Annotated in this window: 22 protein-coding genes, 1 tRNA gene, 1 rRNA gene, 1 other RNA gene and 1 other annotated feature; of the genes, 21 read left to right on the top strand and 4 right to left on the bottom strand. The window is 47.2% G+C overall.

Annotated features, from left to right (window positions below; genetic code table 11):
* The 3 genes from rrf to ACFPTP_RS10225 all read left to right on the top strand — a co-directional run.
* A 5S ribosomal RNA gene (gene rrf / locus ACFPTP_RS18110) occupies positions 1-73 on the top strand; the annotation flags it as partial.
* A 497-nt stretch (positions 74-570) separates the two neighbouring features.
* Positions 571-2037, top strand: coding sequence for an IMP dehydrogenase (gene guaB, locus ACFPTP_RS10230; RefSeq protein ID WP_381444349.1), 1467 nt, complete (start codon positions 571-573; stop codon positions 2035-2037).
* Between the two features lie 146 nt (positions 2038-2183).
* Positions 2184-3527, top strand: coding sequence for a serine hydrolase (locus ACFPTP_RS10225; RefSeq protein WP_381444346.1), 1344 nt, complete (start codon positions 2184-2186; stop codon positions 3525-3527).
* Positions 3528-3555: 28 nt separating this feature from the next.
* On the opposite strand, the gene pdxR is transcribed toward ACFPTP_RS10225, so the two are convergent.
* On the bottom strand, positions 3556-4959 hold the full coding sequence (pdxR, locus tag ACFPTP_RS10220; protein ID WP_381444343.1) for a MocR-like pyridoxine biosynthesis transcription factor PdxR: 1404 nt from the start codon (positions 4957-4959) through the stop codon (positions 3556-3558).
* Between the two features lie 256 nt (positions 4960-5215).
* Here pdxR and pdxS point away from each other — a divergent pair, with 256 nt between their 5' ends.
* The 3 genes from pdxS (at position 5216) to serS (ending at position 8307) form a co-directional block, all read left to right on the top strand.
* Positions 5216-6061 (top strand): pyridoxal 5'-phosphate synthase lyase subunit PdxS, encoded by an 846-nt coding sequence (gene pdxS, locus ACFPTP_RS10215; RefSeq protein WP_381444340.1) that lies wholly within the window; start codon positions 5216-5218, stop codon positions 6059-6061.
* 88 nt (positions 6062-6149) lie between these two features.
* On the top strand, positions 6150-6731 hold the full coding sequence (locus ACFPTP_RS10210; RefSeq protein ID WP_381444338.1) for an NUDIX hydrolase: 582 nt from the start codon (positions 6150-6152) through the stop codon (positions 6729-6731).
* A gap of 21 nt (positions 6732-6752) precedes the next feature.
* Positions 6753-6964, top strand: a binding site (T-box leader).
* 68 nt (positions 6965-7032) lie between these two features.
* On the top strand, positions 7033-8307 hold the full coding sequence (gene serS, locus ACFPTP_RS10205; RefSeq protein ID WP_381444336.1) for a serine--tRNA ligase: 1275 nt from the start codon (positions 7033-7035) through the stop codon (positions 8305-8307).
* 20 nt (positions 8308-8327) lie between these two features.
* Here serS and tadA read toward each other — a convergent pair whose 3' ends face one another.
* The gene (gene tadA, locus ACFPTP_RS10200) at positions 8328-8828 is read right to left on the bottom strand and encodes a tRNA adenosine(34) deaminase TadA (RefSeq protein ID WP_381444333.1); all 501 of its coding nucleotides are present in this window, start codon (positions 8826-8828) and stop codon (positions 8328-8330) included.
* Between the two features lie 123 nt (positions 8829-8951).
* Between tadA and ACFPTP_RS10195 the strand changes: the two genes are divergently transcribed.
* From ACFPTP_RS10195 to ACFPTP_RS10170, 6 genes are all read left to right on the top strand, one after another.
* On the top strand, positions 8952-9587 hold the full coding sequence (locus tag ACFPTP_RS10195; RefSeq protein ID WP_381444331.1) for a deoxynucleoside kinase: 636 nt from the start codon (positions 8952-8954) through the stop codon (positions 9585-9587).
* Positions 9584-10252, top strand: a complete 669-nt coding sequence (locus ACFPTP_RS10190; RefSeq protein WP_381444329.1) for a deoxynucleoside kinase — start codon at positions 9584-9586, stop codon at positions 10250-10252. Before ACFPTP_RS10195 ends, ACFPTP_RS10190 begins: the two co-directional genes overlap by 4 nt.
* A 127-nt stretch (positions 10253-10379) precedes the next feature.
* The gene (locus ACFPTP_RS10185; protein ID WP_381444351.1) at positions 10380-11489 is read left to right on the top strand and encodes a YibE/F family protein; all 1110 of its coding nucleotides are present in this window, start codon (positions 10380-10382) and stop codon (positions 11487-11489) included.
* The gene (locus tag ACFPTP_RS10180) at positions 11486-12256 is read left to right on the top strand and encodes a YibE/F family protein (protein ID WP_381444326.1); all 771 of its coding nucleotides are present in this window, start codon (positions 11486-11488) and stop codon (positions 12254-12256) included. Before ACFPTP_RS10185 ends, ACFPTP_RS10180 begins: the two co-directional genes overlap by 4 nt.
* Before the next feature lie 196 nt (positions 12257-12452).
* Positions 12453-12941 (top strand): acetylglutamate kinase, encoded by a 489-nt coding sequence (locus tag ACFPTP_RS10175; RefSeq protein WP_381444324.1) that lies wholly within the window; start codon positions 12453-12455, stop codon positions 12939-12941.
* Between the two features lie 141 nt (positions 12942-13082).
* Positions 13083-13799 carry a 3-ketoacyl-ACP reductase gene (locus tag ACFPTP_RS10170; RefSeq protein WP_381444321.1) on the top strand — a complete coding sequence of 239 codons (717 nt, stop codon included), beginning with the start codon at positions 13083-13085 and terminating at the stop codon, positions 13797-13799.
* A gap of 65 nt (positions 13800-13864) precedes the next feature.
* Here ACFPTP_RS10170 and ACFPTP_RS10165 read toward each other — a convergent pair whose 3' ends face one another.
* Complete coding sequence (locus ACFPTP_RS10165) at positions 13865-15232, bottom strand: aspartate kinase (protein ID WP_381444318.1); 1368 nt, start codon at positions 15230-15232, stop codon at positions 13865-13867.
* Between the two features lie 158 nt (positions 15233-15390).
* Here ACFPTP_RS10165 and ACFPTP_RS10160 point away from each other — a divergent pair, with 158 nt between their 5' ends.
* From ACFPTP_RS10160 to thrB, 3 genes are read left to right on the top strand one after another with little or no spacing between them, the layout of a single operon-like run.
* The gene (locus ACFPTP_RS10160; RefSeq protein ID WP_381444316.1) at positions 15391-16689 is read left to right on the top strand and encodes a homoserine dehydrogenase; all 1299 of its coding nucleotides are present in this window, start codon (positions 15391-15393) and stop codon (positions 16687-16689) included.
* Positions 16686-17747, top strand: a complete 1062-nt coding sequence (gene thrC / locus ACFPTP_RS10155) for a threonine synthase (protein WP_381444313.1) — start codon at positions 16686-16688, stop codon at positions 17745-17747. Before ACFPTP_RS10160 ends, thrC begins: the two co-directional genes overlap by 4 nt.
* Complete coding sequence (gene thrB / locus ACFPTP_RS10150) at positions 17747-18658, top strand: homoserine kinase (RefSeq protein WP_381444309.1); 912 nt, start codon at positions 17747-17749, stop codon at positions 18656-18658. Before thrC ends, thrB begins: the two co-directional genes overlap by 1 nt.
* A gap of 84 nt (positions 18659-18742) precedes the next feature.
* Here the strand turns inward: thrB and ACFPTP_RS10145 are convergent.
* Positions 18743-18835, bottom strand: a tRNA-Ser gene (locus ACFPTP_RS10145).
* A 211-nt stretch (positions 18836-19046) separates the two neighbouring features.
* Between ACFPTP_RS10145 and ffs the strand changes: the two genes are divergently transcribed.
* The 6 genes from ffs to ACFPTP_RS10115 all read left to right on the top strand — a co-directional run bounded on the left by ffs (position 19047) and on the right by ACFPTP_RS10115 (position 22903).
* Positions 19047-19313, top strand: an RNA gene (ffs, locus tag ACFPTP_RS10140) — signal recognition particle sRNA large type.
* A gap of 286 nt (positions 19314-19599) precedes the next feature.
* A complete protein-coding gene (gene dnaX / locus ACFPTP_RS10135; protein WP_381444307.1) occupies positions 19600-21366 on the top strand; it encodes a DNA polymerase III subunit gamma/tau in 1767 nt (588 codons plus the stop codon).
* 24 nt (positions 21367-21390) lie between these two features.
* On the top strand, positions 21391-21711 hold the full coding sequence (locus ACFPTP_RS10130) for a YbaB/EbfC family nucleoid-associated protein (protein ID WP_381444304.1): 321 nt from the start codon (positions 21391-21393) through the stop codon (positions 21709-21711).
* Positions 21712-21722: 11 nt separating this feature from the next.
* Positions 21723-22319, top strand: coding sequence for a recombination mediator RecR (gene recR / locus ACFPTP_RS10125; RefSeq protein WP_381444302.1), 597 nt, complete (start codon positions 21723-21725; stop codon positions 22317-22319).
* Positions 22320-22332: 13 nt separating this feature from the next.
* A complete protein-coding gene (locus tag ACFPTP_RS10120) occupies positions 22333-22551 on the top strand; it encodes a YaaL family protein (protein ID WP_381444300.1) in 219 nt (72 codons plus the stop codon).
* Positions 22552-22639: 88 nt separating this feature from the next.
* Positions 22640-22903: a pro-sigmaK processing inhibitor BofA family protein gene (locus ACFPTP_RS10115; protein ID WP_381444297.1), complete on the top strand. Its 264-nt coding sequence runs from the start codon at positions 22640-22642 to the stop codon at positions 22901-22903.
* The last annotated feature ends 388 nt before the right edge of the window (positions 22904-23291 follow it).

Genomic DNA, 23291 nt, shown 5'->3' with positions numbered 1-23291 from the left:
ACACGGAAGTTAAGCTCTTCAGCGTCGATGGTAGTAGGGGGCTTCCCCCTGTGAGAGTAGAACGTCGCCGGGCCAAGGCCATCCCCTGTGGGGGATGGTTTTTTTTGTGTTTGAAATTGTTTTTATTTCAATAACAAGTGCTTAAAATGTCAAAGGCATTTGGCGCGATGTAGGATTAGCTAAGATGTTTTATTGCCCCGCGCCCAAAGTCAGTCCTCTGCCGCCCAAAGAAGGCGATTTCGCGCCCAAACGAGGTCGTTCCGCGCCCAAAGAGTCACCCCGCGCGCCCAAAGTCAGCCTTCCCTCGCCTAAAAGAGCCTTTGCATCTCTTATAAAGTTGTCATATCACTGATTAATAAAAGCGGTAAAAGGTGATGATGAAGAGGGCCTCTATATACGGGTGAGCAAGCTAAAAAAAGGATGGTACTTCACAAGCAACAATCAAAAAGTCAATTCAGCGAATAAAAGGAATCTTTTTTCTTATTCGTGTCTCCTTGACACGCCCCATAGGCGCTGATAACCTTTTAATAATATTCAAACGCAGATAACGATATTTGAGGAGGAAACGATATGTGGGAATCTAAATTCACTCGTGAAGGATTGACTTTCGACGATGTATTGCTTGTGCCGGGCGCTTCAGAAGTTTTGCCGAAGGACGTGAATCTTTCAGTTCGTTTGACGGAGAAGATGACGCTGAACATTCCAATCATCAGTGCGGGGATGGATACGGTAACGGAGTCGAAGATGGCGATTTCAATGGCGCGTCAGGGCGGCCTTGGCATCATTCATAAGAATATGAGCATTGAAGAGCAGGCGGAGCAGGTTGTTACGGTAAAACGATCAGAGAATGGCGTTATTACAAATCCTTTCTTCCTCACTCCCGAACACCAAGTATTCGACGCAGAACACTTGATGGGCAAGTATCGTATTTCAGGCGTGCCAATCGTCAACAATATGGACGAACAAAAACTTGTCGGGATTTTGACGAATCGTGATCTGCGCTTCATCCAAGACTATTCGCTAATCATCAATGATGTGATGACGAAAGACAATTTAGTGACAGCACCTGTCGGTACGACGTTGGAAGACGCAGAAAAGATTTTACAGCAATATAAGATTGAAAAATTGCCGATTGTCGATGAAAATGGCATCTTAAAAGGCTTAATTACAATTAAAGATATCGAAAAAGTGATTGAATTCCCGAATGCCGCGAAGGATAAGCAAGGTCGTCTCCTCGTAGGAGCTGCGGTCGGCGTTACATCCGATACGATGGTACGGGTGCAGAAGCTTGTCGCTGCTGAAGTCGATGTCATTGTTATCGATACAGCGCATGGACATTCGAAAGGCGTGCTTGATACGGTTGCACAAATCCGGGAAGAGTATCCGGACCTTGATATCATTGCTGGGAACGTAGCAACATCAGAAGCGACTGCGGCATTGTATGAAGCGGGCGCGGACGTTGTCAAAGTCGGAATCGGCCCTGGCTCCATCTGTACGACACGTGTCGTTGCGGGTGTCGGCGTCCCTCAAATCACTGCAGTTTATGAGTGTGCTTCTGAAGCACGTAAGCATGGGAAAACGATTATTGCAGACGGCGGCATCAAATACTCCGGCGATATCGTGAAAGCTTTGGCTGCGGGAGGACATGTCGTCATGCTTGGCAGCTTGCTTGCCGGTACGACGGAAAGCCCTGGGGATACGGAAATCTTCCAAGGCAGACGCTTTAAAGTGTACCGCGGCATGGGATCTGTCGGTGCAATGGAACACGGTTCAAAAGACCGTTATTTCCAAGAAGATGCGAAGAAGCTTGTGCCTGAAGGAATTGAAGGCCGTATGCCTTATAAAGGGCCTCTTGCAGATACGATTCACCAACTTGTTGGCGGTATCCGCTCAGGCATGGGTTATTGCGGAACGAAGGATCTTCATGATCTGCGTGAAAAAGCTCAGTTTATCCGCATGACTGGTGCAGGTTTGCGCGAAAGCCACCCGCATCAAGTGCATATTACGAAAGAAGCGCCGAACTACTCGATTTCGTAAAAAGTGGAAACTGTATAAATGAAACTTCAGCACCTTTCCGCACGTCTTGATATGAGCGGAAAGGTGCTTTTTAAATCGAATCCCCTAATCGTGTCCATGATGTGATAAAATATAAAGTGGAAAATTGCAATGACGGAGGTATATTGGTGAAACGGGAAATGAGAAAATGGGTTGCTTTGCTGATCATTCCATTTGTACTAATGATGACGTTCGGCACAGCGCCTGCACAAGCAAAATCGACACTCGGCATCCATGTAGATGGGGCCATTCTAATTGACGCGGACAGTGGAAAGATCTTATATGAAGAGAATGCGGATACACCACTCGGCATTGCAAGTATGTCTAAGATGATGACTGAATATATCTTATTCGAAGCGATAAAAGAAGGTAAAATCAGTTGGGATCAAGAATACAAAGTAACAGATTACACATATGCCATCTCGCAGGATAGGCGTCTAAGCAATGTGCCGCTGCGTAAAGATGGAACATATACGATCAGGGAGCTTTACGAAGCATTAGCTATTTATTCAGCGAATGCGGCAACAATCGCGATTGCTGAAACGATTGCAGGAACGGAAACAGAATTCCTGAAATTGATGGATGCTAAAGCGAAGGAAATTGGTTTGGTTGATTATAAATTCGTCAATTCAACAGGTTTGAACAACGAATACTTGCAAGGGATGCATCCGCAAGGCACTGGGGCAAACGACGAGAACGTCATGCCTGCCAAATCGGTTGCACGGCTTGCATTCCATTTGATGAAAGATTACCCGGAAGTGTTGGAAACGACGAAAATCAATTCGAAGATTTTCCGTGAAGGCACGACGGACGCTATCAAGATGGATAACTGGAACTTCATGCTTCCGGGCTTCGTTTATGAATACGAAGGCGTCGACGGATTGAAGACAGGCACGACTGATTTCGCTGGCCACTGCTTCACGGGAACGGCGAAAAGGGGCGACAAGCGGGTCATCGCTGTCGTCATGAAAGCCGTCGATGCAAATGGAGTCGGCTCGTACAAAGCTCGGTTTGATGCGACACGTGCGTTGTTCGATTACGGCTTCAGCCAGTTTTCCGATGAAGAGTTGCTGCCGGCAGGCTATCAATTCGAAGAGCAGAAAACATTGCCTGTCCATAAAGGAAAAGAGAAGACAGTTGCAATCGAAGTAAAAGAGCCAATCAAAGCGATGATCAAATCGAACGAAAAGGATCTTTATGAGCCACAGCTAGTTCTGGATGAGTCTTTATTGAAAGACGGTGCACTTGAAGCACCGATCAAAAAAGGAACGGTTGTCGGGCAAGTGAAGCTCGTTAAAAAAGAGGGCGAAGATTACGGATTCATCGATTCAAAAGACCTCGGCATGGATGTTGTCGTTACGGATGACGTCGAAAAAGCAGGTTGGTTCTCGTTGATGATGAGCGCAATCGGTGATTTCTTCGCCGGTATTTGGGAAAGCGCAACAGGGTTTATAAAAGGTTTATTTAAATAAAATGAGGTGATGGATCCGACAGGGACCATCACCTTTTTTTAATGTTCCAGGCGCCCATGAGCTGATCTACTGCCCACTCGATCTGGTCGTCCGCCAAGCCCCCGAAGCCGATCAGAAAAGACGGCTGCATACTCGTTGGGGCTTTCCGGTATTCATTCAAGCCATAAACGCGGATGCCCTTTGCCAATGTCGCCTTGGATAATGCGTCCTCATCCTCGTCCATATGGACATTGATAAGGATATGCATACCGGCTTCATCTCCCGAGAAAGAAATCGCAGGGGCATATTGCCGCAATGAATCCGTCAGCAGCTGCAGTTTACGTTTATACACTTTCCGCATCCGGTTCAAGTGCCTTGCGAAATGGCCGTCCGCCATGAAACTTGCGAGCGTGTGCTGGTCTAGCCGTGGCACTGTCGACGAATAATGGATGAATGCCTTCTCATAATGTTTCAGCAAAACGGGAGGGAGCACCATATAGGCGATTCGCAGCGACGGCATTAAAGATTTGGAGAAGGTACTGACATAGATGACCTTGCCCGCTTTGTCCATCCCTTGCAATGAAGGAATCGGACGTCCCGAATAACGGAATTCGCTGTCGTAATCGTCTTCGATGATGAAATTACCTTTACTTGATGCCGCCCAGTTCAATAATGCTGTCCTACGCGCCGCAGAAAGGACTGTACCGGTTGGAAACTGATGGGAAGGTGTCACGTAGGCGACGGTCGCCTCCGACTGCTGGAGCGCCTCTACGTCCATCCCTTCCTCGTCGACTGCAATTGGGACGGCTTCCCGGTTGTTATGGAAGAAAACATGGTGGGTGAGCGGATATCCCGGATCCTCGATGGCGTACGTCGCCTCCGGTCCGAGAAGCCGGATGAGCAACGGCATGAGTTGTTCTGTTCCGGACCCGACAATGATCTGGTCCGCGGAGCAGTCGACCCCTCTCGAGTGATATAAATACTTCGCGATTTCCTGACGAAGTTCTGCATCTCCATGTGGATGGCCCAATAGCAGAAGATGTTGCGACGACTCGTCGATGGTATCCTTCGCGTATTTCCGCCATTGCGTGAAAGGGAAGGATTCCGTGTCGATTTTACCGGGGGAGAAGTCGATTTCGGGTTCTTTGAGTTCAATTTTCGCGGGGGGAGTGACTTCCTCTGTTGGTTGCACATACGCCAGTTCGCCGATTTCCTGCACAAAATAGCCTCTTCGCGGTTTGGATGTAATAAACCCTTCCGCTGCAAGCTGCCCATAAGCGATTTCAATTGTCGTCTGGCTGACGTCGAGGAATTCGCCAAGTTTTCGTTTAGAAGGGAGCTTTTCGCCGACGACGAGCTTCCCTTCAGTGATATCGTTTCGAATTTGTTGGTAGATTTGCTCGTAGAGAGGCGTTTCGCTTTCTTTATTTAGTTCAATTAGAAGCATTTCCATTTGATGCACCTCGCCTAAAAAAGTTATCGATCATTTCCTTGGGGTTATCGGTCATTTCCCGGGATATATCGATCAATTTGAATGAGTTATCGGTCATTTCCTGGAAGTTATCTGTCACTTTCCAAGAGTTATTGTCATTTCGTGACCTTTGACCTAATACTTAACTTTCTCTGACCCCTTCACTTATCATTAAACTGAGTATTTTAATATGGTCATAGTCTAGTATACTGAACAAAATGAAAAGGGGGAAGAGAAAATGGATTTTAAATATGGCGGCGTCATAATGGATGTTATTAACGCGGAGCAGGCAAAAGTGGCGGAAGCGGCAGGTGCTGTCGCAGTCATGGCGCTTGAGCGTGTCCCTTCGGACATCCGGGCAGCGGGCGGTGTCGCACGGATGGCGGATCCGCGCATTGTTGAAGAAGTGCAAAAGGCGGTTTCAATCCCGGTTATGGCAAAAGTGCGGATTGGACATATTTCGGAAGCACGTGTGCTGGAGGCAATGGGTGTGGATTTCATCGATGAAAGTGAAGTGTTGACGCCGGCTGATGACGAGTTTCATTTATTGAAGAGTGATTATAAAGTGCCGTTCGTCTGCGGTGCTCGTAATCTTGGCGAAGCGGCGCGTCGACTCGGAGAAGGAGCAAAGATGCTTCGTACGAAAGGTGAGCCGGGAACAGGCAATATCGTCGAAGCGGTACGCCATCTGCGTCAAGTGAACGCGCAAGTTAACAAAATCGTTCATATGAATAATGATGAGCTGATGGTGGCGGCGAGAGATTTGGCCGCACCTTATGATGTGCTGCTCACAATCCGTGAAGCGAAGCGTCTACCGGTTACCAATTATGCAGCAGGCGGCGTAGCGACTCCTGCAGATGCGGCACTCATGATGGAGCTTGGCGCTGACGGCGTATTCGTCGGTTCGGGCATCTTCAAATCCGACAACCCTGAACGCTTCGCGCGTGCGATTGTCATGGCAACGGAAGACTTCCAGAACTATGCATTGATCGGTGATTTATCCAAAGATATCGGCACACCGATGAAAGGTTTGGAAATCAGCAAGCTAGCTGAAAGTGAATTGATGGCGGTACGTGGAGTCTGATAGTTGGAGGCCAGGGCATTTTATATGTTCTGGCCTTTGCTAATTATGTGTTTTTGCAATAAAATTAGGGGAGTTGGGAGGTCTTAACTTGGCAGAGCGTTTAAAAGTATTCGATGAAAATTATACGTATATCGGCGAGGAAACAAGAGAAGCCATCCATAAGAAAGGCTTGTGGCATGAGACGTTTCATTGTTGGCTAGTGGATGAAACGAATGTTTTTATTCAAAAAAGAAGCTCCTCAAAAAAAGATTTTCCAAGCTTGTATGATATAACAGCTGCAGGCCATTTGCTGGTGGATGAGGATATTATGGACGGAATCCGTGAAGTCGAAGAGGAGCTTGGCATACAAGTGGATCTATCCAAGTTAAAACGGATGGGTTTCGTTCGGGATGTCATCAGGCTGCCAGATTTCATTGACAAGGAATTTGCGAATGTTTTTCTTTATCAATCAAGTTTCGCACCGAATGATTTTACATTGCAGCAGGAGGAAGTGGAGAGCATCCATTCCGTTCCGATAAAAGATTTGCAGGCGCTGTTCAGGGGTGAAGTGGACGAAATCATATTTGGGAATGAAATCCCCCTAACACTGTCCGATTTTGTTCCACATGAAACAACGTACTTCCAAGCGGTTGCGGAATTCTTGGACCTTGCCAAAAGCTCAGGGATGTAGTAAAGTGATGTTAATTTCAAATTAAAGACGATGATGGGAAGCAGTAACAAGCACGTTTTTCAAAGAGAGCCGGCGGGTGGTGCGAGCCGGTAAAGACACTTGTGAATCCGTCCCTGAGTAGCCGGGCTGAACGAATAGTATGCCTAGCCGGACATTGAACCGTTATTTCAAAGAGTGGATCAGCTTTTTGCTGGTCAATTTGGGTGGCAACGCGGGTAGTTCTCGTCCCTTGTATAGGGGATAGAGGGCTTTTTTTGTGTTCAAAAATCGTCGTCAAATTATATTAGAGGAGGAATCGGCTATGTTAGACATTAAATTGCTTCGTGCGAACTTTGATGAAGTGAAAGCGAAACTTACGAAGCGCGGAGAAGACCTGACGGATTTGGATAAATTCGTTGGACTGGATGAAAAACGGAGAGAACTGATTGCGAAAGTGGAAGTGCTGAAGGCGGAGCGCAATGAAGTTTCGCAAAAAGTGGCGGAAATGAAACGCAATAAGGAAAATGCGGATGACGTCATCGCACGCATGCGTGAAGTCGGTGATGAAATCAAGTCACTTGATGAGCAATTGCATCAAGTCGAAGAAGATTTGAATTACATCATGATGCGCATTCCGAACATTCCACATGAATCGGTTCCGGTAGGTGACAGCGAAGACGATAACGTCGAAGTCCGTACATGGGGCGAGAAGCCTGAATTCACTTTCGAACCGAAGCCGCATTGGGAAATCGGTACGGATCTGAACTTGCTTGATTTTGAACGAGCAGCGAAAGTGACGGGCAGCCGTTTCGTATTCTACCGTGGACTTGGCGCAAGACTTGAACGTGCATTGATCAGCTTCATGCTTGACCTTCATGTGGAGGAGCATGGCTATGAGGAAATGCTGCCGCCATATTTGGTGAACCGTACGAGCTTGACGGGCACGGGCCAATTGCCGAAATTCGAAGAGGATGCGTTCTTGATCGAGGAAGAGGATTATTTCTTAATTCCAACGTCCGAAGTTCCGGTGACGAACTATTACCGTGACGAAATTCTCGATGGAACTCAATTGCCGGTCGCCTATACGGCATACAGCACGAACTTCCGTTCAGAGGCTGGATCAGCGGGCCGTGATACGCGTGGGTTGATCCGTCAGCATCAGTTCAATAAAGTTGAGCTTGTCCGCTTTGTGAAACCGGAAGAATCTTACGATGAGCTTGAGAAATTGACGGGGCATGCGGAGAAAGTATTGCAATTGCTCGGACTGCCATACCGTGTCCTAAAAATGTGTACAGCAGACCTCGGATTCACAGCTGCGAAGAAATATGATATCGAAGTATGGATTCCGACGCAAGACACATACCGTGAAATCTCTTCTTGCTCAAACTTCGAGGATTTCCAAGCGAGACGCGCATCTATCCGTTTCCGCCGCGAACAAGGCGCGAAGCCTGAATTCGTTCATACATTGAACGGAAGCGGTTTGGCAATCGGCCGGACAGTCGCCGCCATCCTTGAAAACTTCCAGCAGGAGGACGGATCTGTCGTCATTCCGGAAGTGTTGCGTCCGTATATGGGTGGAAAAGAAGTCATCAAATAATTAATAAAGGCGATGCGGAGTCACTCGACTTTTCGCATCGCCTTTTTTTGCTCTTTTTTCTTCTCCCGCAACGACCTGAAAAAGTTCGTCAGCATCGCTCCGCATTCATCCCCAAGCACGCCTTCCGCCACTTCGCATTCATGATTGAAGCGCGGATCATTCAGCAAACGGTACAATGAATCGACGCAGCCGCCCTTAGGATCGCGTGCACCGTACACAACACGTGGAATCCTAGATTGTAAAATCGCGCCAGCGCACATCGGGCAAGGCTCAAGCGTCACATACAAAGTCGTCTCCTCGAGCCGCCAGCTGCCGATTTCCTGACATGCATCCTGAATCGCGGAAAGTTCGGCATGTGTCACTGCATTCTGCGACGTTTCCCGTAAATTATGGGCACGGGCAATAACCTCACCGTCTTTCACGATGACTGCTCCAATCGGGACTTCACCGATTTCTTCTGCCTTCTTCGCTTCTTCTATCGCCATCCGCATGAATCCGCGGTCCATTTCAAAAACATCCATCAATCATCGCTCCTTACAAGACAGTGTACCATCCACCAGCCAATTTGCGGCAACATCTATGTTTCAACATCTCTATATGGTAAAATGAAGTGCAGAAATTGTCGAATCAAAGGAGAGCTTTTTATGTCTGTTCCGTTCATTACGGTAGAGGGGCCGATTGGCGTAGGTAAAACGACGCTGTCAAAGGCGATTGCTGAGGCGCAGCGGTTCCATCAGTTAAGCGAAATCGTGGATGAAAATCCATTTTTGAATAAATTTTACGAAGACATCGAGGAGTGGAGCTTTCAAACCGAAATGTTCTTTCTCTGCAACCGATATAAGCAATTAAGCGATATCCAGAAGAAATATTTAAGCAAACAACAACCGGTCGTGGCAGATTATCATATATTCAAGAACCTCATTTTTGCAAGGCGTTCGCTTCCAGCGGATGAATACGCCAAATACGAAGAGATTTATCATATATTGACGAAGGACATGCCTGTTCCGAATGTTATTATTTACCTTCATGCCACGCTCGATACGCTCATGAAGCGGATTGCGCTACGTGGACGGGATTTCGAAAAGAATATCGATCCTTCCTATTTGCAAAGGCTGTCGGAGGATTACGAACAGTTCATCGCAGATTTTGAAGCAGCCCATCCGGATATCCCGGTGCTGCATTTCAACGGTGATGAAATAGATTTTGTCAATGATGCAGGCGATTTACAAGCGATTCTCAGCAAAGTCGATGAGACGATAAGAAAAGGAGCAGTACAATGAATTTAAGAGAGAAATATGGGATTCCGAAAAATGCGGTCATCACGATTGCAGGTACGGTAGGGGCCGGAAAATCGACGATGACGAATGCACTTGCGAACGCATTGGATTTCCGGACTTCATTGGAAAATGTAGATAAGAATCCTTATCTTGACCGCTTTTACGATGACTTTGAAAAATGGAGCTTCCATTTGCAAATCTATTTTCTGGCGGAACGTTTCAAGGAACAGAAACGTATTTTCGAATATGGCGGCGGCTTTATCCAAGACCGTTCCATTTATGAAGATACAGGAATCTTCGCCAAGATGCATAAGGACAAAGGGACGATGGATCCGGTCGATTACGATACCTATACGAAACTATTCGACGCGATGGTCATGACTCCGTATTTCCCGCATCCCGACCTGCTCGTCTATTTGGACGGCCCGTTCGAGAAAATTCTTGCACGAATCCAGGAGAGAGGCCGCCAGATGGAGCAGCAGACGCCGCTTTCCTATTGGGAAGAGCTGCATGAGCGCTACGTTAAGTGGATAGATTCCTTCAATGCGTGTCCGGTGCTTCGCATCGATATTACGGATTACGATCTGAAAAGCAATCCCCATGAAGTGGAAACGGTCGTTGAACGAATCGGCAATATGCTGAATTTGTCGGCAACGCTGAAAAAATAAAAATAAAAACGAAAGAAGCGTCGTAAATGAATCATATTTGCGATGCTTCTTTCGTTTTCGGTATAGTGGGATGTAACTTACATTTGGAGGGTTTTATTTGAATGTTATCAAAAACAGATTTAAAAAGATGACATATAAACAAATTCTTCTTTTTACTGTCATAGGACTTTGCTTTGCCATTTCTATGATATTTATTAATAATAATTACTCGTTTTACGAGCAGCCAATCGCAAAAGTCATTCAAACCGAGGTGGCAGAAGCATCCGCCATCACGGATATGAACAATAACAAAGACCAACTGTTCATACAGCATATCATTGCCGAAATAAAAAACGGAGAATATGAAGGGCAGTTGATAAAGTTAACGAATAAGTATTCTTCGTCAGGAGCTTACGATCAACAATACCGTGTCGGCAATGGGCTATTCGTGTCGATTAATCCGAAAAGCGAAGGGGATTCCACATTAACCGGAAGCATCACCAATGTAAAACGTGACCAATTCGTTGTGCTGGTCGCTTGGATTTTCATCTTCATGTTACTCATTACAGGCAAGAAGCAAGGATTGCTTTCAATTATTAGCTTGGCGGTCAATGCTACTTTATTATCCTTCGCCTTAGATGTTTACATTAAAAACCCATCGATCAGTTTAGTTTTGATATGCGCTGTCAGTGGGATTGTATTTACGATCATTTCCTTGACGATCGTCAGCGGTTTTAATGAAAAGACCTATGCTGCAATCATCGCGACCCTATTAGGGACACTTATTTCTCTCTGCATCGCTTACATAGTAATAGGGGCAACCTCAGGAAACGGGCTCCGCTATGAAGAGATGCAGTTTTTGACGCGCCCCTACCAGATGGTCTTTATGGCAGGACTGCTCATTGGATCGTTAGGCGCCGTAATGGACGTTGCCATAACTATGTCCTCCTCACTCTTCGCCTTATATGAACAAAATAACGATATATCCGTGAAAGCATTGAAAGCCTCGGGTATTGATATCGGCAAAGATATTATGGGAACAATCACAAGCATTTTGTTTTTCGCTTACCTGAGCGGGTCAATTCCTGTCATCATTTTATACTTGAAAAATGCTTCCCTTCTGGGTTTCACCCTTTCCATGAATCTTTCCCTAGAATTGGCCCGAGCCCTCGTCGGAGGAATTGGAATTGTATTGACGATTCCGATCGGTCTTTATACGACGCTTTATTTTGTCAGTCGAAAGAGGGCGAATTCATGAATGTAATTGTTGTGCTGGCAATCATTTTATTCTTGCTCATGTTGATTCTCGGAGGGAAAAAAGGGATCAGATCTTTTGTCTCCCTATTCTTGAACTTTGGTGTCATCATGTTCACGATCTTTCTGATGACAAATCCGCAATGGAATCCCATTATCATAACGATCATTGCATGTATATTCATTAGTTGCATCAGCTTGTTTTTCATTAATGAAGTAAATAGTAAAACGATCGCCGCTTTTATATCCACGATGGTTACCATTGTGTTGTTGCTTTTCTTTATCGTCCTTGTGACGAAATATGCAATGATCCAAGGCTTTGGAGAAGAGGAAATAAACGAGCTAGGTGTATTTTCACTTTTCATCGGAATCGACTTCACGAAACTGTTAGCCTCGGTCATTATTATGAGTACAATCGGCGCCATTATGGACGTAGCTATTTCAATGGCGGCATCCATGCATGAAATCTTCAACAATAACCCGTCCATCAGCGGAAGAGATTTATTTACATCGGGATTAAGCGTCGGGAGAGATATTTTGGGAGCAGATACGAATACATTGTTTTTCGTATTTTTTGGAGGATATCTAGCATTGCTTTTATGGTTCAAAGATCTACATTATTCCATTGGGGGAATCGTCAACTCCAAAATATTCAGCGCCGAGATGATTTCGATTCTTTGTGCCGGTATCGGAGTGGCGCTGAGTCTTCCGATTGCTTCGGGAATCAATGCATATCTGTTAATTAGGAATAGGGAAAAACGGCAGGCGTAGATGATACCGGGCAAATTCACCAAGATCGCTTTATTCGAATAATATGTACTGACCCAAGTATGAATGTTGGAGTGGTGCAGTGAATCAATTTTACGGAAATACTATGCCGGTTAATATGATGCAGCCCGTTAATTGCTATAGCAAAGCCCAAGTTGAATTATGGAATAAAAACCGGCTTCTTTGGGAGCAACATGTCATGTGGACACGGATGGCCATCACCGCAATCGTCTTCAAAGTGCCGGATTTGAAATTTGTTCTCGCGCGCCTATTGCGCAATGCAACGGATATGGGGAATGCCATTAGACCGTATTACGGCGATGCAATTGCAGATGAATATCGCGACCTCATTTCGGAGCATTTGACGCTTGCAGCAGAATTGGTGACCGCAGCCGCAAATGGGGAAACGGAAAAGGCGGAGCAAAAAGAGGCCGATTGGTACCGCAACGCAGACAAAATTGCGGAATTCCTTCATCGGATCAATCCATACATTGATCAGGAAGCTTTCCGGAAAATGCTTTATACTCATTTGGCTTTGACGAAGCTTGAAGCGGTTTGCATGATCCAAAAGAATTTTGAATTGGAAGTTCAAGTGTTCGACCAGATCGAGGCGGAAGCATTAATGATGGCGGATATGCTGTCAGAAGGGATATTCAGACAATTCCCTTACATGTTTGTGCCAGGATGAAAGTAAGCAGTGGATAGTACGTTTAGTAAGCGTACATATCCACTGCTTTTAAATTTCATTTTTTGCAACCAATCGTGAGTACAGCATATACATTCGTTTTCGCCTAAAATAGAGCTATCACAATAAAAGGAGCGGAAAATCATGCAATCTATCGCAGGAAAAGTGGCATTAATTACAGGAGCAGGGCGTGGAATCGGACGTGCAACAGCATTGGCATTTGCAAAAGAAGGTATTCACGTAGGGCTTGTTGGCCGTACGCTTGAAAATTTACAACGGGTCGCAGAGGAACTTAAACAGTATGATGTGAAGGTAGCATACGCTGCTGCAGACGTAGCGGATTTAGACTCAATAACATCAGCAGTCGAATCAATTCGCGGAGAGCTAGGCCCGATCGACATTTTAGTGAATAACGCCGGCATCTCAAAGTTTGGCGGCTTCATGGACTTAACGCCTGAAGAATGGACAAATATTATCGATGTCAACGTCAAAGGCGTGTACTATGCAACGCGCGCGGTATTGCCGGAAATGATCAAGCGGAACACCGGCGACATCATTAATATCTCCTCAACGGCCGGTCAAAAAGGTGCACCGATTACAAGTGCATACACGGCTTCAAAAGCTGCAGTGATCGGAATGAGTGAGTCATTAATGCTTGAAGTGCGCAAGAAAAATATCCGTGTTACAACATTGACGCCAAGTACAGTCGCAACGGATATGGCTGTCGAGCTGAATTTGACAGACGGCAATCCAGAAAAAGTGATGCAAGCAGAAGATTTGGCAGACCTAATGGTTGCACAGCTAAAACTTCACCCGCGTGTAGTCTTGAAACATGCTGGACTTTGGTCAACGAACCCGTAATCCAACACAAGGGCTGTCCAGAAAGTCAAACTGACTTCTTGGACAGCCCTTTGATGTGTAATATGTTACGACTGCACGTATGATTTCACGAAAAACTCGTTATACAACTCTTTCAAACTCTTCGTTTCGTCCTTCACTTTCACCCCGAAGACAAGGCTGACTTCAGATGATCCTTGGTTGATCATCTCGATATTGGAGCCGCTTCTTGCAATGGCAGTCGCAGCCCGTGCGGCCAAGCCGGTCGTATACTGCATGCCTTCTCCGACGAGAACGATCATCGAGTAGTCGTGCTCGACGATGACAGCATCCGGCTCCAATTCTTTATGGATCCGTTCCACAATCCGCTCTTCCATCTCCTTCGTCATGAAGCGGCTGCGAATGATGATGGAAAGGTTGTCGATCCCGGACGGCGTGTGCTCGTATGAAATTCCCTCTTCCTCGAAAATCTGCAAGAGCCTACGGCCGAAACCGATTTCCAAGTTCATTAAAAATTTGTCGACATAAATGGCGGTGAATCCACTGTCCGCGGCAATTCCAATCACTTGCTGTTCATTATAGTCCCGTTCTTTGACGATCAATGTACCCGGTGCCTCGGGATTGTTCGTGTTTTTGATGCTGACAGGAATCGATTTCCGGAAAGCGGGGATAAGCGCTTCGTCATGGAAAACGGAGAAGCCCGCGTAAGCAAGTTCCCGCATTTCACGGTATGTCATCTTTTCGATGGCGACCGGGTTTTCGATGACAGTCGGATTCGCAGCGAAAACCGAGTCGACATCCGTGAAGTTTTCATAGAGGTCCGCTTTCACAGCAGCCGCAATGATCGAGCCGGTAATATCCGAGCCGCCCCGATTGAATGTGCGGAGTGTTCCGTCTTCTGTGTATCCGAAAAAGCCTGGGAAAACGATGATTCCCGGCTCATCGCGCAGTTTTGCGAGTCGTTCATCTCCTTCAGGCAGCGCACGGACACGCTCAGGACGATCGTTGACGAGAAGACCACCTTCCCTTGGACAGACATATTTCGCCTCAACCCCAATGAATTGGAGATAGGCGGCAATCAGTTTTGCATTATTATCCTCGCCCGCAGCTTTCATCGTATCCATGAACAAGAGGATATCCTCTTTATCGCGGGAAAGACGATTGCGCAAATCTTGCTCTATCTGATGAACAATGTCGCTGTCGAGACCTAGGTTTTCAGCAATTGAACGATATCGATCGACGACTTCCAAGAGATCGCTTTCTGCATCTTCATTCGCCAATGCCCTCTCCCCAAGTCGGATCAGGAGGTCGGTCACTTTACTATCATCCGAAAAGCGTTTTCCGGGTGCTGAAACGACAACAATTTTACGGTCACTGTCAGAAGTTACGATATCGACGACTTTTCTAATTTGATCGGCAGACGCAACGGAAGTGCCGCCGAATTTACATACTTTCATAATTTATCAGATCCAATCTTTAATTAAATTACAATTCATGATATCTTGAACTTTACCATAAATGGGGTTGTTATTGAAAGCTTATTTCTCTATAATGTCCTTATGCGGAGAACGATTGTTTTTTCATAGTGTACATATAGCGAGGAGAATCGTCAAATATGATAAAAGAAATCAATATCGGATTGCTTGGATTCGGCGTCGTAGGCGGTGGTGTAGCTGAAATCCTGCATAGGCACCAAGAAGACTTAAGCCATAAATTGGGTGTTCCTGTAAAAATAAAAAAAGTACTCGTGAAAGATGCGACGAAGAAAAGGGAGACGGAACTGTCACCGAATATTTTCACTACCGATCTGGATGAAGTGATTGGAGATCCAGGAATCGATCTCATCGTGGAAGTGATCGGCGGGACAAGCGAAGCGAAACAGGCGATTGAAAAGTCGCTTCGCGCGGGCAAAGGGGTCGTGACGGCGAATAAGGATGTCATGGCGCAATTCGGCCATGACCTATTGAAACTTGCGGATGAACATAAATGCGACCTGTTCTATGAAGCGAGCGTCGGGGGCGGCATACCGCTCATCCGGACGCTTGAAGACGGACTCGCGTCTGACCGGATCCGGGCACTGACAGGCATCGTCAACGGGACGACGAACTTCATTTTGACGAAAATGAAACACGAAAATAAAACATATGAAGAGGCATTGGCGGAAGCGACAGAACTAGGGTACGCGGAAGCAGACCCGTCAGCGGATGTCGACGGCATCGATGCCGCAAGGAAAATGGCCATCCTCGCGTCACTTGCCTTTTCAACGGAAGTCCGCTTGGAGGACGTCTTTGTGAGAGGGTTGAAGGACATTCAGGATGGCGACCTCGCATTGGCGGAGCAGTTCGGCTTCACGGTGAAAATGGCAGGATCCGCGAAAAAGGATGACGATGGCATCGAAATCTCAGTAGAACCGGTGTTCATTCAAAACTCACATCCGTTAGCTTCCGTTAATAATGAATTCAACGCGGTCTATGTATACGGAGATACGGTCGGAGAGACGATGTTCTACGGACCGGGGGCCGGCTCATTGCCGACAGCTACATCCGTTACGGGTGATATCGTCGCAGCATGCCGTAATTTATTGCTAGGCGTAAATGGAAAGAGGCTTCACGCGCCGCAATTTGCATACAAAGTGAAAAGCGACAACCAGATCAGCGGCCGTTACTTCCATAGAATCTCCGTCATGGATGAAGTAGGCGTATTGACGAAATTGGCATCAGTCTACAGCAATCATGGGGCAAGCCTAGCTACCGTCGTCCAGCACGAAGGGGACAACAACGGAGGCGTCGACTTGATCATGATTACACATAGCATTTCACGGCAACAGCATTTGGACATTATGAATGAACTGCATAACACACCGGAAGTGAACGGCGTTGTTAGCTACTACCGAGTGGAGGGTGAAAACAGATGAGAAGATGGAATGGATTAATCGAAGAATACAAAGAATGGCTGCCGGTGACCGACAAAACACCGGAACTGACATTGCAAGAAGGGAATACACCGCTCATCCACTTGAAAAACCTCTCCGAACAATGGGGCGTCAACCTATACGTCAAAACGGAAGGAACAAACCCGACAGGCTCTTTCAAGGATCGCGGCATGGTGATGGCCGTCGCTAAAGCGAAAGAGGAAGGGAAAACCGCGCTCATCTGCGCTTCTACGGGCAATACATCCGCCTCGGCAGCAGCGTATGGCGCACGCGCAGGGATGCGGACCATCGTCGTTATCCCGGAAGGACGGATTGCGCTCGGAAAATTGGCACAGGCGAAAATGTACGGCGCGGAAATCGTGGCGATCGAAGGGAACTTCGACGAAGCGCTTCGCATGGTGCGTGAGGCAGGGGAAGGGAAAATTGCCCTCGTCAATTCAGTGAATCCATACCGGTTGGAAGGCCAAAAGACGATTGCCTTCGAAACGATCGAGCAATTAGGGAAAGTGCCGGATATTTTCGCATTGCCAGTCGGGAATGCAGGGAATATTTCCGCCGCATGGAAAGGCTTCAAGGAATATGACGAAAAGAAAGGTTCCGGCACGCCGAAGCTGTTAGGCATACAGGCGGATGGGGCTGCTCCGATCGTCTATGACCGCGTATTTGAAGAGCCTGAAACGGTCGCGACTGCTATCCGGATCGGGAATCCAGCAAGTTGGCATTTGGCAACTACAGCGCTTGAAGAGTCCGGCGGCGATATTTTATCCGCTACGGACGAGGAGATTCTGGATGCTTATAGCTTGCTCGCCTCAACGGACGGCGTCTTCGCGGAACCGGCATCATGTGCAACGATTGCCGGCATTAAGAAGCGACTTGATGCAGGATTAATTGAAAAAGGATCGACGATTGTCGGTGTACTTACGGGGAATGGATTAAAGGATCCTGAAACAGCCATCCAAGTGAATGAAGGGAAAGCCTTCTTATCGAGGGAGCAGTTCGACGCATTTTTGAACGAACTAAAAGAAGGGGCACCGAGATGATGGAAGGGCCATTATTCACGGTCGTCGTCCCGGCGACGACAGCGAACTTGGGACCCGGATATGACAGTGTCGGCATGGCGCTTTCCCTGTATATGACCGTATCTGTGGCCCCGGCGGATAAATGGTCTGTACAGTATGAAGGGGACGAGTATGCAAAATTGACGACGGGATCGAATAATTTGATTGTCCGGACCGTCCTGAATGTGGCGGAGCGTTTCGGGAAAGAAGTAGCCCCGCATTCATTGCATGTCGTTTCCGACATCCCCCTTGGTAAAGGGCTCGGCAGCAGCGCAACGGCGATTGCTGCAGGCATCGTCATAGCGGATGGGCTTCTCGGGCTCGATTTGCAGCCAGTCGAAAAAGCACGGATCGGGAGTGAACTGGAAGGCCATTCGGATAATGTGACCGCGGCGTTGCTCGGGGGCATAACGATCACGTATTTCACTCGGGAAGAACTGGAAATCATCCAATTGCCCCCTCCCGCTATCGGCGCGGTCATTCTCGTACCCCCAAAGGCACTTCGTACGGAGGAGTCGAGAGGTCTTCTTCCAAAACAACTGCCCCATTCCGAAGCGGCATCAGGAGGCGCGGCCAGCAGCATGATGACAACGGCAATGGCGATCGGCGATTGGGAACTGGCGGGCAGAATGATGGAAAAGGATGTTTTCCACGAGTCGTACCGTAAAAAACTACTGCCGGAATTTGATGAAATCCGTGCCTATTGCCATGAAATCGGTGCCTATGGCATGACGATCAGCGGCGCAGGCCCTTCATTATTCGTAGCAGTGGAGGAAGGAACCGAAGAGGAAGTGGCGGAGAAACTGAAACGCAAATTTCCATACTATGAAGGATTCGCCCTGCAGACTGCCGCTTCAGGCGCCAATATACAAACTAAAAACGCCCAACCGTAAAGCCGGCTGGGCGTTTTGAATGTCTCAGATGAATGTCCGTCTAACGGATTTCGATCTCCAACTTATGCGCTATTTTAAAATGAATGGCGGAGGAAGAGGGATTCGAACCCCCGCGGGCTTTAACACCCCTGTCGGTTTTCAAGACCGATCCCTTCAGCCAGGCTTGGGTATTCCTCCGTATCAACAGAACATAATTTATCATGATTCGATGGAGAGTGTCAACTACATATATGCTCCTATTTGTAAGTAAGTTTATTCATAGAAGTCTGTCTTTTACGAAGAAGAACGAGAACTCTTTGGGCGTAAACGAGAACTCTTCTCTTAGAGAAGAGAGAAGTTTCAAAGGGGGTGGTTGATTTTATCCACAAAAAACGTTATACTAAGAAAGCCGTGCTAGGTGGGGAGGTAGCGGTGCCCTGTAACTTGCAAGCCGCTCTAGCAAGACTGAATCCCTTCTCTGAGGCTGTCCGCATGTAGGGTCTGCCTCTTGCACGTAGTGTTGACGTCTGGGTCCTGCGCAATGGGAACCCATGAACCATGTCAGGTCCGGAAGGAAGCAGCATTAAGTGGTATTTCTCATGTGCCGCGGGGCAGCCTAGGCTGAGCTGTCGACAGGAGTAACGCTTATGTGCGGCAGTCGAAGGAAGGTGCACGGCTTTACTTATACAAATTCAACTCGTCCGATTATCGGGCGAGTTTTTTTATTTCTAAAGCGAAAGCCGTCACGAAGTACGGCTTTTGCGAGTAAAAGCGCAGCGTTACGAGCACATTGCGGCCTGCCTAGATGCGACAGGCATAAGGCGGACATGCGAAACGGCGCTTTTTGCCGTGCAGCAGGGCTGACTTATGACCCTGAGCATCTGGCCGACGAAGCTGGATGTTACGTTCATCTATGCTATAATAAAAACACTATTGCATCGAAAAGGAAAGGAGGGGGAATGATGGTATATCAGGCTTTTTACCGTGTCTACCGCCCGCAGTCGTTCAGCGAAATGTCCGGCCAGCGACACGTCAAGCAAACATTGCAAAATGCCTTGGAGCACAATAAGACGTCCCATGCCTACCTGTTTTCAGGGCCGAGAGGAACGGGAAAGACGAGTGCCGCGAAGGTTTTTGCAAAAGCATTGAATTGTGAGAACGGTCCCGCCAGCGAGCCGTGCAATGAATGCCCAACTTGCATTAGCGTGACGGAAGGGTCAAATACGGATGTCATCGAATTCGACGCCGCTTCGAACTCTCGCGTGGAAGAAATACGGGATATTATCGAGAAAGTCCGATTCGCTCCATCAAATGCCCGTTTCAAAGTATATATCATCGATGAAGTGCATATGTTATCCAATTCGGCATTCAACGCACTTTTAAAGACTTTGGAAGAGCCGCCGTCGCATGCGGTGTTCATCTTGGCAACGACAGAGCCTCATAAGCTTCCGTTGACCATCATTTCCCGTTGCCAACGTTTTGATTTCAAACCGATCACATCGGCGGAAATCGTCGACCGGATGAAACAGGTGTTGGACGACGCTGGAATCGAGGCGGACGAAGGGGCATTGAAGGTCATCGCACAGGCTGCGTCGGGCGGAATGCGTGATGCACTAAGCATGCTTGACCAAGTCGTGTCCTTCAGTGGCGATCGGCTGACAGCGGAGAGTGCACTGCTCGTCACGGGCTCGATCGGGGAAGATATTTTCTACCAACTGGCGGAAGCGCTTCTCTCAAAAGACGCCGCAGCCGCCTTGACGCTGCTCGATCAGCTCATCGCCGAGGGGAAAGATGTATCACGATTGGCAGAGGATCTGATCACTTTCTTCAGGGATCTCCTTCTATTAAGAACGGCTCCGGATTTAATCGAACTGCTTGAATTGATTTCGGGGGATGAACGATTCGTATCCATGTCAAATGCATTCGAACCGGAAACCCTTTATTCATTCATAGACATCCTTTCGAAGACACAACAGGAAATGCGTTTTTCAAATCACGCAAAAGTGTATGTGGAATCGGCATTGTTGAAAATGATCCATCTGGAGGGACCGGTCGTACAAGTCGGGGGCAATCAAGCGGTCGATCCGCATCTTGCCCAAAAGGTGGAGAGCCTCGAGCGCATCATAGCCGATCTACAACAGCAAATTGCAAACGGAGTGGGTCCCGCGGAAGGTGCTCCAGCAGCCGCACAACCGAAGAGAAATGCTTCAAAAACATCCCAGTCGTTCAGAATACCGACCGGAAAGATCAATGAAGTGCTGAAAGGCGCCACTCGTCAAGATATCCAAGTGATCCGGGAAGAGTGGGCGACGATGATGCAGGCATTGCAAAGATCACATTCGGCGCTCCTTGAAGAAACTGAACCTGTAGCGGCATCCGACAGTGCTTTTGTGTTAAAATTCAAGTATGAAATCCATTGCCTGATGGCCTCGGAAAATTCCTCGCTCAGGTCAGGCCTATCGGAAGCCCTTCGCTCGCGGACCGGCAAAGCATATGATGTCGTGTATGTTCCGGAGGAAGGCTGGCTGAAGGTCAGGGAGGAGTTCATCCGCAACAATGGTTTGAATAAACAGCAGGACGGGACGGACGAGGCAACTGGCGAGGGGAATGAAGATGCGGTAGAAGTACCGACATTTGTTCAGGAAGCCGAGCAGTTGAATGACGATCCGATCGTTGCAGAAGCGGAAAGAATGTTTGGCAAGGAATTCATACAAGTACATGATGATTAAACAATTAATGAGGAGGAACTTACAATGCGTGGTATGGGAAATATGCAAGGCATGATGAAGCAAATGCAGAAAATGCAAAAGAAAATGGCGGAAGCACAAGAAGAACTGGCTGAAAAGCGCCTAGAAGGAACAGCGGGAGGCGGCATGGTGAAAGTGATCGTTTCAGGCCAAAAAGAAGTGCTTGAAGTCGTCATCGATCCATCCGTCGTCGATCCTGAAGACGTGGAAATGCTGCAGGACCTTGTTGTGATCGCTACAAATGAAGCGATGAAGCAAGCTGATGAACTAACGAACTCCACAATGGGGCAATTCACGAAGGGATTGAACCTGCCTGGAATGTTCTAGGAGGAATAACGATGCATTATCCTGAACCGATATCGAAACTGATTGATAGTTTCATGAAACTGCCAGGCATCGGCCCGAAAACAGCGGGCCGGCTGGCGTTTTTTGTATTAAGTATGAAAGAGGATACAGTGCTTGAATTTGCTAAGGCGCTAGTTGACGCAAAGCGGAATCTGCGTTTCTGCTCGGTATGTGGGCATATAACCGATATAGACCCTTGTCAAATATGCCAAGACCAATCGCGTGACCGGTCGATGATCTGCGTCGTGCAAGATCCGAAAGATGTCATCGCAATGGAGAAGATGCGGGATTACAACGGGATGTACCACGTCTTGCATGGCGCAATCTCTCCAATGGACGGCGTGGGACCCGAAGATATCAATGTCCCTTCCTTATTGACACGACTTCAGGATGAAGAAGTGGAAGAGTTGATTTTGGCGACGAACCCGACAATTGAGGGAGAAGCGACGGCAATGTACATTTCGAGACTTGTAAAACCTTCGGGCATTACAACGACAAGAATTGCACACGGCCTTCCTGTCGGAGGAGATCTGGAATATGCTGATGAAGTGACTTTATCGAAAGCACTTGAAGGCCGCAGGGAATTATAGGAGGTCACCGTCGATGTTTGGCCGAAAGAGAAAATTAAAAAGGGAATTCGATGCTCAGCTTTACAACCTATTGCTAGACACAAAGGAAGAGTGGGAGCGGGCGAGGGAAATTGAGAAATACTTGAATGATTATGATCAAGAAGTGATGGTACGAAAGAAGATAGCGGAAAGTAAATATTTTCATTTGTTCAAAGAGGCGAAAGAACGCCAACTCCGCATAGATCGCGGATAGGCTGCGGAGATACATGAGTTGACACGAGGCGTGATAATTTTTCAGGGGAGCGCATAGAGTGGACTATTAGTCGAAAGGGGCGCTTTCCATGAAAATTATCGGCATCGCCATCATCGGTGTCATTCTTCTCTTCCTATTGATGATGGATAAAAAACAAATCAAGAAATTGTCCGAGCGTCTGTCCGTATTTTGGTTCCGCTTGGCATTTGCGTTTCTCGCACTGTTCATGTTGAACATTGTCGGCGGATTCATAGGGATTTATTTTCCGGTGAACATCGCATCCGGGCTCCTTTTAGCCATACTCGGAATTCCGGGCTTAGCCGCGTTATTCGCGTTTGCTGTTTTTCTATGATGAATGTCTCTTCTATATAGAAGGGGCATTTTTTTTATGGGGAATGAAGATGTGTGTCTTGATTCTATGTAGAAGCTAATTAGTGAATTAGTCGAGATATCAAAAGAAATTGTCTTTTTAAAAGGGTATTGCATTCAAAAAGACAGGGTGGTATAGTAATAAACGTTGCCTCTCCGGTAAGTGAATAACTGCTTTTGAAAAACAGTTTAAAACTTTTTTTAAAATAGTTGTTGACATCGGAATTGCAAACATGGTATTATATAAGAGTTGCTTCTAACGGAGTGACGCACAATGAACCTTGAAAACTGAACAGCAAAACGTCAACAAATAAAGTTCTGGAGCCGACCTCGTCGGTGAAAAGAACATACGAATCTTCGGATTCGAAATT

The sequence above is a fragment of the Sporosarcina koreensis genome (assembly GCF_042655825.1).
In the GTDB taxonomy this organism is placed as follows: Bacteria; Bacillota; Bacilli; order Bacillales_A; family Planococcaceae; genus Sporosarcina; species Sporosarcina koreensis.
The sequence above is the reverse complement of the archived record's forward strand: the minus strand, read 5'-3'. Positions and strand labels throughout refer to the sequence as shown.

Bases quoted from the DNA above. Each gene is read 5' to 3' on its own strand.
- guaB (WP_381444349.1), top strand. From the start codon at position 571: ATGTGGGAATCTAAATTCACTCGTGAAGGATTGACTTTCGACGATGTA.
- pdxR (WP_381444343.1), bottom strand. From the start codon at position 4,959: ATGGAAATGCTTCTAATTGAACTAAATAAAGAAAGCGAAACGCCTCTC.
- pdxS (WP_381444340.1), top strand. From the start codon at position 5,216: ATGGATTTTAAATATGGCGGCGTCATAATGGATGTTATTAACGCGGAG.
- serS (WP_381444336.1), top strand. From the start codon at position 7,033: ATGTTAGACATTAAATTGCTTCGTGCGAACTTTGATGAAGTGAAAGCG.
- tadA (WP_381444333.1), bottom strand. From the start codon at position 8,828: ATGGATGTTTTTGAAATGGACCGCGGATTCATGCGGATGGCGATAGAA.
- ACFPTP_RS10195 (WP_381444331.1), top strand. From the start codon at position 8,952: ATGTCTGTTCCGTTCATTACGGTAGAGGGGCCGATTGGCGTAGGTAAA.
- ACFPTP_RS10190 (WP_381444329.1), top strand. From the start codon at position 9,584: ATGAATTTAAGAGAGAAATATGGGATTCCGAAAAATGCGGTCATCACG.
- ACFPTP_RS10185 (WP_381444351.1), top strand. From the start codon at position 10,380: ATGACATATAAACAAATTCTTCTTTTTACTGTCATAGGACTTTGCTTT.
- ACFPTP_RS10180 (WP_381444326.1), top strand. From the start codon at position 11,486: ATGAATGTAATTGTTGTGCTGGCAATCATTTTATTCTTGCTCATGTTG.
- ACFPTP_RS10175 (WP_381444324.1), top strand. From the start codon at position 12,453: ATGTGGACACGGATGGCCATCACCGCAATCGTCTTCAAAGTGCCGGAT.
- ACFPTP_RS10170 (WP_381444321.1), top strand. From the start codon at position 13,083: ATGCAATCTATCGCAGGAAAAGTGGCATTAATTACAGGAGCAGGGCGT.
- ACFPTP_RS10165 (WP_381444318.1), bottom strand. From the start codon at position 15,232: ATGAAAGTATGTAAATTCGGCGGCACTTCCGTTGCGTCTGCCGATCAA.
- ACFPTP_RS10160 (WP_381444316.1), top strand. From the start codon at position 15,391: ATGATAAAAGAAATCAATATCGGATTGCTTGGATTCGGCGTCGTAGGC.
- thrC (WP_381444313.1), top strand. From the start codon at position 16,686: ATGAGAAGATGGAATGGATTAATCGAAGAATACAAAGAATGGCTGCCG.
- thrB (WP_381444309.1), top strand. From the start codon at position 17,747: ATGGAAGGGCCATTATTCACGGTCGTCGTCCCGGCGACGACAGCGAAC.
- dnaX (WP_381444307.1), top strand. From the start codon at position 19,600: ATGGTATATCAGGCTTTTTACCGTGTCTACCGCCCGCAGTCGTTCAGC.
- ACFPTP_RS10130 (WP_381444304.1), top strand. From the start codon at position 21,391: ATGCGTGGTATGGGAAATATGCAAGGCATGATGAAGCAAATGCAGAAA.
- recR (WP_381444302.1), top strand. From the start codon at position 21,723: ATGCATTATCCTGAACCGATATCGAAACTGATTGATAGTTTCATGAAA.
- ACFPTP_RS10120 (WP_381444300.1), top strand. From the start codon at position 22,333: ATGTTTGGCCGAAAGAGAAAATTAAAAAGGGAATTCGATGCTCAGCTT.
- ACFPTP_RS10115 (WP_381444297.1), top strand. From the start codon at position 22,640: ATGAAAATTATCGGCATCGCCATCATCGGTGTCATTCTTCTCTTCCTA.